Source organism: Dolichospermum circinale AWQC310F, from assembly GCF_000426925.1.
Taxonomy (GTDB): domain Bacteria; phylum Cyanobacteriota; class Cyanobacteriia; order Cyanobacteriales; family Nostocaceae; genus Dolichospermum; species Dolichospermum circinale.
Genome location: NZ_KE384665.1, coordinates 74,497 through 81,128, shown reverse-complemented (window position 1 = coordinate 81,128; position 6,632 = coordinate 74,497). Strand labels below are relative to the sequence as shown.

Sequence of the window (6,632 nt, the reverse complement as noted above, 5' to 3'; positions counted from 1 at the left end):
TTTCACAATCAAAAATTAACTCCTTTTCTGTTCCTTTGGAAGCATGATTTTCTGTATGTCTTGCTAATACAGTTTTTACCAATTCAGGATAATTCATTCCTTCCATAAAACAATCTCCTGTTTAATAGCTTCAAATATTAATAATTTTAATTGATGTTCAGCAATGATTTCTTGAATTACAGGAATCAGAAAAAAATCTGTATATATTTCATAACTAATTGCTAAATATAAAAGACGTTCTGATTCTGCTTTTTTTAAAATGTAACGGTAATTAAGTGTTTGTCCTAAAGCTTTATGAAATTCACTGATAGTTGATTTACCTAAAAAAGATTTTACCTCAACTGCTATTTTTTGACCTTCTTTTTCTGCTCCTAAAAGTATTTCTGTTTCTAAATCAATTCTAAAATCAAGACCATCTACTGTAAATGATAAAGGATCATTAGTAATTAACCAACCATCTTTTTCTAAAGTTAACCTAACTGGATTATGAAAAAAATCTTTTGCTGACATAAAAACAATGAATAAATAATCTAAACCGATGCAAAACCAGTAAACTGTCTAACATAAGGTGATCTAAAACCTAACACAATATCTGTTTTCGGTACACCTAATTCAACTAATTGATGAGGAATTCCTTCTTCCGTAAAATCTCTTTCAATCCAAATTTTTCCATCTTTAATACTAATATGAATGGGAAACGAATAAATTCTTTTTTCATCTTTGCATCCTGTAACCAATAATAAATAAACATCCCTTTCGGTATCAAAAACAATTTCGATATTTTCTGAATCTTCTACACATTCTTCCTGTGCATACTTTTGAATGAAATTTTTAACTATTTCTCGATAATTTAATGTTTCCATAAGACTATAAAGTTATGAAGCTATTTGATAAATTACAGGTTTATATCTTGCTTCGGGAATGGGTTTACCTTCTATTTCCGCAGCTTCTAACCAAGCAGTTTTAGCTTTGAGAACTTCTTGCAGTGCTTCTTCTTCAGTTAAACCTAATCCTGAACAATATTTTAAATCAGGAATATCAGCAATATAACCTTCATCTTCTTGACTGTAGAAAATATTAATGTGATAGTGTTTCATTATTCATTCTCCATAGTTAAGGAATATTTTTCAATCAAAATCAAAAATTGCCGAATTTGATAAGGAATAGCTTTACCATTGCGATTTTGTAAGTTAATAAGTTCAGGGATAGTTGGATGTGTAAAAATGTGATGACTACCGTTGATACGTGATAGGGAAAAACCAAAGGCTTCAACTAATGTCACTAAATCATCAAATTGAAGATTTTTAGAGCCAGAAAGGACTTTCTCTAGTAACTTACGCTTTTTTGACACCACTCTATTTTATCATTGTTTCACATCAAATTTTATCCTACTCTCATTATTCTTTACTTAGACTAAACTCCTGTCCAAAAGTAGATCGAACAAGATAAAATAGAGTGTTAGCAACAGCATAACGATAACGGAAAAATGAAACCCGAAACAAAGGTTTTTGTTTCGGTATTGACAAATAATAAGGATTACGTATAATAGTACGTAATATCATATATTAAGTCAGCGTTTCTTGAAAACGCAGGTATCATGTCAATGGCAATTTTTAGCAATGCTTACTCAGATGAGTTAGTGACAGCTACTGAGTTGAATCGTCAACCTGGAAAGGTTCTAGACAAAGCTTATGAACACCCAATTACTATTACTAGAAATGACCAATCTTTTGCGCTGTTGCGTCGTGAAGATGTGGCTTATTTAGTGAAGGGGGTAACACAAAGTAAGGCTGTTTTTGAGGTGTTATCGGTGGCGTTTCGGTTATTATTAGGACAAAAAATAGGTTATGAGCATCCTTATGGATGGTTGCGGGTTTTTGATGGGGATGAATTGCAAGAGTTTATTAAAGAAGTGAGTGAGGCTTTTCGTTTAACTGATACTTCTAATCAGGCTTGGGATTTGATTGATGATATTATTTATGAATGGAAAGAAAGTTCTATAGCTATTAGTAGTCCTGAATTAGCAGCAGCTTTTAATGATGAAAATAAAGAGGGAAAATCATGTTAAAATTTATGTTTAAATAATGATAAAAGTTGCAATTAAGCACAATTTAAGTTAAGATAATAAATAGAATAGAGTTCAAGTTAATGATATGACTCACATAACATCAAAAAAAGTGGTAAGAAGAGGAAGAATTTTTCCTGAATTGACTATATCACCTGAAGAATTAGCTAGACGAGAAGCGGAAGATGAAATATTTTATCAACGTTGTCGGGCAATTTTTGAGCGTGTCCGTCCTGAATATATTGAAAGTAACTATGGTTGGTATATTGCTATAGAACCAGATAGTGGTGAATACTTTCTTGATCAAGATAATATTCAAGCTCATAAAAAAGTCCATGAAAAATATCCAAAGGCTAAAAATTATGTGTTTTGCTTAAATGAAACAGGAACGACTGGGAGAATATGATTCAGGGAAATTTTGGTAGTGAGGGGCAGCTATTTTTTGAGATTGATTTGATTACGGCTGATGGATTAAATCTACCTGTGGATGCGATGTTAGATACAGGATTTACCAAGTTTATGGCAATTAATACTCAAGATTTGGATGGACTGGATTGGGTTTTTCTTGGTAATGAACCTATGCAAACAGCACAAGGTGAGTCAAGATTTAATATTTATTTAGGTAAGGTAATATTGGATGGTAAGGAATATGAAATTCCTGTTCATGTGGGGGATAATATTACAGAAGTTTTATTAGGTTCTGAATGGTTGAAGTTTTTGCGTTTGGTTGTGGATTTTCCAGAGGATATTTTAACTTTGGGATAATTTTTTATTTCGCGCAAAGGCGCAAAGGAGAAATCATGAATATCCAAATTAAACCGGAATTAGAGCAAATTATTCAAGCGCAAATTGCAACAGGTAGATATACAAATCCTGAAGATGTGATTAGTAAGGCTTTGAAGTTGCTTTTGGAGTGGGATAAGGGTTATCAGAATTGGGTGGAAGAAACACGGGAAAAGGTTGATGTTGCTATTGAACAATTGGATAGAGGGGAAGGTATTAATGGAGATGTTGTGATTTCACAATTGCGGGATAAGTTGCGTCAAGCGAGAGAAATACAAGGATGAAAATACATATTATTTCTCCAGAAGCTAGTCGGGATTTATTAGAAATTATTGATTATTTTGCCAATAGAAATATTGATGCTGGAGAGCGGTTTGTTGATGAATTTGAAAAGAAGTGTAAATATTTAGCTAATTTCCCAATATGGGGCGTAGCTATGAATATATTAGGGTTGATTTGCGGGGTGTTCCTTTGGATGGTTATGTTATTTTTTATCGAGTTATTAACGGTGGGATTGAAATTGTGCGTGTAGTTAGTGGTTATCGAAATCTGGAATCTTTGTTTACAGAATCAATGGATGATTAAAACTTTATCTCACGCAAAGGAAGAATCGCAAGGTTTCAAGTAATTGCAAATTCTGTATATTGTCTGATATCGGCTGGTTGGAAGGCTAAAACTATTTGATTTTTAGGAATACCAGCGTTAACAAGTTCGTTGGCTATACCGTATTCTGTTCCGTCTCTTTGAATCCAGATTTTATCGTTGATAATGTCTATATGAACTAAGCAACCATGCACTCGTTGATTATTTTCCCAACCTAATGTTAGTAATAGGTAATGGTTGGCGTTTTGGCTGATTATTAGTTGTCTTTCTAGTTCTCCGTAAGCGTAGGGAAGTTGGGAATATTCGGTTAATATTTTTTGAATGATTTGGCGATAATTATTTAAGGTATCCATTGCAGTATTTCCTCTCGTTTGGAATCGAAGACAAGTAAACAAAGGCGTTGATTTTCTAATAATATTTTACCAATTGGTTCTTGAAATAGTTCGGAGTAGGTTTCTTGACGAATAGCGAGATATAAGCGACGGTCAGGTTCTAAGCGACTGAGGATGTCGTAATATAGGATATATTGCCCTAAAGCGTTTTCTAAGTCGGTGACTGGAGAAGCACCTATAAAGCTTTTAATTTCGACTGCTATTTTCTGTCCGGTTTTTTCGGCGGCTATGAGTTTTTCTGCACCTAAGTCTATATATAAATCTCTTATACCCCATTTGAGAACAAATGGATCTTTGGTGATTTGCCAATTATCTTTTTCTAGGGCATTTTTAACGGTATAGTGAGACTAGAGGATTTGTGAAAAATTTTCATGAGAACAACAAAGATAAACATCTAACTATATGGACTGGTAAAGAATTGGTTCAAGAATTCAGAAGTGCATATAATATTGAGAAGCCTAAATTAGATAGATTAGGAAATATATCAATTAGCAAGATTACATTTATAATTACACACAATAAGGAATTTATTTGGGTTGCGGAACATATTGATCTGATTCTGGAAAATAGCCGTGCTTTTATTTTTCCTACTCAATTTACTACAAGTTGTTCTGTAGACGATTGGAAACACTATTTTGATGAAAATAAAATATATCAAAAATATAATTTAGATAATTTAGAGTTTATTAATGATAATAGTGACGACTCGAAAGTTAGTCAAGTATTGAATATTGCTAAAGAATCTGAATTCAAGGAAATTCCCATATCAAGAATAATGAATGCAGATAGCTTTCATGAATATCATTTACCATGTAATCCACAAGACTTTTTTGGTCGTGTCAAACCCAAAGAAATATTTTGGCAATTTTTACAAGATGTAACGAATAGTAAAATTAATTCTAGGATAGTTTGCTTAACTGGTAACACAGGTATAGGTAAATCATCCTTATTAGTTAAATTAAGAGAAGAATCTAGGCAAGAAAAACATCAAAATATTTATATAAGAGATGTTGACGTTACTGCTGTTAGTGATAATAAAGCAAAGTATTTTATAGTAAATGTTATTCAAAAAACCTTACAGGAAGCCATTGACAACAAATTTATTAATATAACAAATCATAAAATAGATGTAGATAGTTTAGATTATCCTTTTTTTGAAAGTAGCTCTATTAAATTATTAAGAAATAAGTTAATAGAGGAAAGGAAAGTAATAGTTATATTTTTCGACCAGTTTGAAGAAATTTTAACTAAAAATTCATGGTTATCTATTTATCAAGATTTTATAGAAGTCGCACAGGAAATTAATTATATTCAAGAAAATATAGTATTTGGTTTTTCGTGGAGAGAAGATATTGATGTACCAGTGACAAGTCCTACTTATTATTACTGGCAAACAATCAGTAATATGAGTAAAATAATAAACTTAAATGAACTTGCTTTTTCTTTTTCAGAAAAAGATATAAAACAGGCATTAAAGAAATTTGAAATGTTTTTAGTGAATGAAAGCGATGTTAAAAAATTAGATCCTAGTATTAAAAAATGGATATTAGATAATTGTCAAAATATGCCTTGGTTGTTGAAGAAAATTTGTGGTGAAATATACAGAGAAACTTTAACATATGAATATTTTCAATCGAAACAAATCATTAATAATTTTGATATCAAAAAAATATTCGATAAAGATATAGATACAATCAAGAAAATGGGTAAAAATTATTATGATTGTCTAAATTATATTGCCAATAATTCTCCTGTGTTACAGCAAAATGTGATAGATAAATATGGACGAGATGTAATTAATACTCTTTTGAAAAAGCGTTTAATTGTTGACAGAGAAAGCAATTATAAAATTTACGCTGATATATTTCGAGAATATATTGTAGATGATAAATTACCACTATTAACTATAAATTTTACGCCTAGAACAACCATTATAACAGCATTAAAAATCTTTAACCTATTGAAGAGAAATTTCACTAAAGCAGCAGTAGCTAAAGAATTAAATCTAAAATATAGAGATGATGGTAAAAGCACTATTGAAAATGCTATTCAGGATTTACAGAAGTTTTTAACTATTGAAGCTGAGAGAAAATCTGGGTTGGTCAAAATAAACGATAATATTAATAAACTAAATGATTATGAAATTGCTGAAACTTTTGCTGATTATTTATCATCTCACTTATTAATTCAGGAAATCTATAAAAGGTATAAGAATGAACAATGTTTTCACTATAATGATTTTGATCAAACTTTGTTAAAAAATAATTATGTTAGTAGTAGTGGAGATACTAAAGACTATCGTAGTAGATTTTTATCATGGTTCTGTTTTGCTGGATTATTAGAAATAAGAGAAGACGAATGGATATATATACCTGTTATTGCTAAACAAGGAAAACAGAAAGGAAAAGTAGATGAATGTGTATTTAAAAGTAAACGAAGAAAGGATAAATCTCAAGGAAGATACCGACAATTAAACGCATTAGATTTCTTAAAATAAAGTTTGAGCAAATCAAAATTATAGTTATCTTCCTCTCTCTGCGTCTTTGCGCGAAAAAAAAGGGATAAGCAAAACGCCTATCCCCAAAAATCAACTAATCATCAAGTTACCAAAATCCAACAATTGAATAAAAAATCTAAACCGATGCAAAATCAGTAAACTGTCTCATATAAGGTGGCTTAAAACCTAAAACAATATCCGTTTTTGGTACTCCCAATTCTACCAACTCACTAGCTACCCCTTCCTCAGTAAAGTCTCTCTGAATCCAGATTTTTCCATCTCTAATATCTAC

General features: G+C 31.0%; 11 protein-coding genes and 2 pseudogenes. 6 read left to right on the top strand and 7 right to left on the bottom strand.

All coding sequences use genetic code 11. The annotated features are described in order from the left end of the window. Positions 1-93: 93 nt before the first annotated feature. The 4 genes from ACIR310F_RS0103065 to ACIR310F_RS0103050 are packed head-to-tail and all read right to left on the bottom strand — an operon-like array spanning position 94 to position 1,354. The gene (locus ACIR310F_RS0103065) at positions 94-510 is read right to left on the bottom strand and encodes a XisH family protein (RefSeq protein ID WP_028082549.1); all 417 of its coding nucleotides are present in this window, start codon (positions 508-510) and stop codon (positions 94-96) included. 20 nt (positions 511-530) lie between these two features. After that, positions 531-863, bottom strand: a complete 333-nt coding sequence (locus ACIR310F_RS0103060; RefSeq protein ID WP_028082548.1) for a XisI protein — start codon at positions 861-863, stop codon at positions 531-533. A 12-nt stretch (positions 864-875) separates the two neighbouring features. Further along, positions 876-1,097, bottom strand: a complete 222-nt coding sequence (locus ACIR310F_RS0103055) for a type II toxin-antitoxin system HicB family antitoxin (protein ID WP_028082547.1) — start codon at positions 1,095-1,097, stop codon at positions 876-878. Then, complete coding sequence (locus tag ACIR310F_RS0103050) at positions 1,097-1,354, bottom strand: type II toxin-antitoxin system HicA family toxin (protein WP_231387371.1); 258 nt, start codon at positions 1,352-1,354, stop codon at positions 1,097-1,099. The genes ACIR310F_RS0103055 and ACIR310F_RS0103050 overlap by 1 nt, the downstream gene beginning before the upstream one ends. Before the next feature lie 243 nt (positions 1,355-1,597). On the opposite strand from ACIR310F_RS0103050, the gene ACIR310F_RS0103045 reads away from it, so the two are divergent. The 5 genes and pseudogenes from ACIR310F_RS0103045 to ACIR310F_RS27530 all read left to right on the top strand — a co-directional run bounded on the left by ACIR310F_RS0103045 (position 1,598) and on the right by ACIR310F_RS27530 (position 3,433). After that, positions 1,598-2,068, top strand: coding sequence for a hypothetical protein (locus ACIR310F_RS0103045; RefSeq protein WP_028082546.1), 471 nt, complete (start codon positions 1,598-1,600; stop codon positions 2,066-2,068). An 85-nt stretch (positions 2,069-2,153) separates the two neighbouring features. Then, entirely contained in the window at positions 2,154-2,471 is a 318-nt protein-coding gene (locus ACIR310F_RS0103040) for a hypothetical protein (protein ID WP_028082545.1), read from the top strand. Continuing rightward, positions 2,468-2,830 carry a hypothetical protein gene (locus ACIR310F_RS0103035; protein ID WP_028082544.1) on the top strand — a complete coding sequence of 121 codons (363 nt, stop codon included), beginning with the start codon at positions 2,468-2,470 and terminating at the stop codon, positions 2,828-2,830. Before ACIR310F_RS0103040 ends, ACIR310F_RS0103035 begins: the two co-directional genes overlap by 4 nt. Before the next feature lie 35 nt (positions 2,831-2,865). Continuing rightward, positions 2,866-3,132: a ribbon-helix-helix domain-containing protein gene (locus tag ACIR310F_RS0103030; RefSeq protein WP_028082543.1), complete on the top strand. Its 267-nt coding sequence runs from the start codon at positions 2,866-2,868 to the stop codon at positions 3,130-3,132. Beyond that, a pseudogene (locus tag ACIR310F_RS27530) lies at positions 3,129-3,433 on the top strand (type II toxin-antitoxin system RelE/ParE family toxin). Before ACIR310F_RS0103030 ends, ACIR310F_RS27530 begins: the two are co-directional and overlap by 4 nt. A 35-nt stretch (positions 3,434-3,468) precedes the next feature. Here the strand turns inward: ACIR310F_RS27530 and ACIR310F_RS0103020 are convergent. Both ACIR310F_RS0103020 and ACIR310F_RS24005 read right to left on the bottom strand, forming a co-directional pair. Continuing rightward, a complete protein-coding gene (locus ACIR310F_RS0103020) occupies positions 3,469-3,804 on the bottom strand; it encodes a XisI protein (protein WP_028082542.1) in 336 nt (111 codons plus the stop codon). After that, positions 3,792-4,175: pseudogene (locus ACIR310F_RS24005) on the bottom strand (element excision factor XisH family protein); the annotation flags it as partial. The gene ACIR310F_RS0103020 and the pseudogene ACIR310F_RS24005, both read right to left, overlap by 13 nt. 26 nt (positions 4,176-4,201) lie before the next feature. Here ACIR310F_RS24005 and ACIR310F_RS21405 point away from each other — a divergent pair. Further along, positions 4,202-6,340 (top strand): ATP-binding protein, encoded by a 2,139-nt coding sequence (locus tag ACIR310F_RS21405; protein ID WP_051289460.1) that lies wholly within the window; start codon positions 4,202-4,204, stop codon positions 6,338-6,340. A gap of 136 nt (positions 6,341-6,476) precedes the next feature. Here the strand turns inward: ACIR310F_RS21405 and ACIR310F_RS24000 are convergent. Next, a partial coding sequence (locus ACIR310F_RS24000) for an element excision factor XisI family protein (protein WP_035367537.1) occupies positions 6,477-6,632 on the bottom strand: 156 nt, incomplete at its 5' end.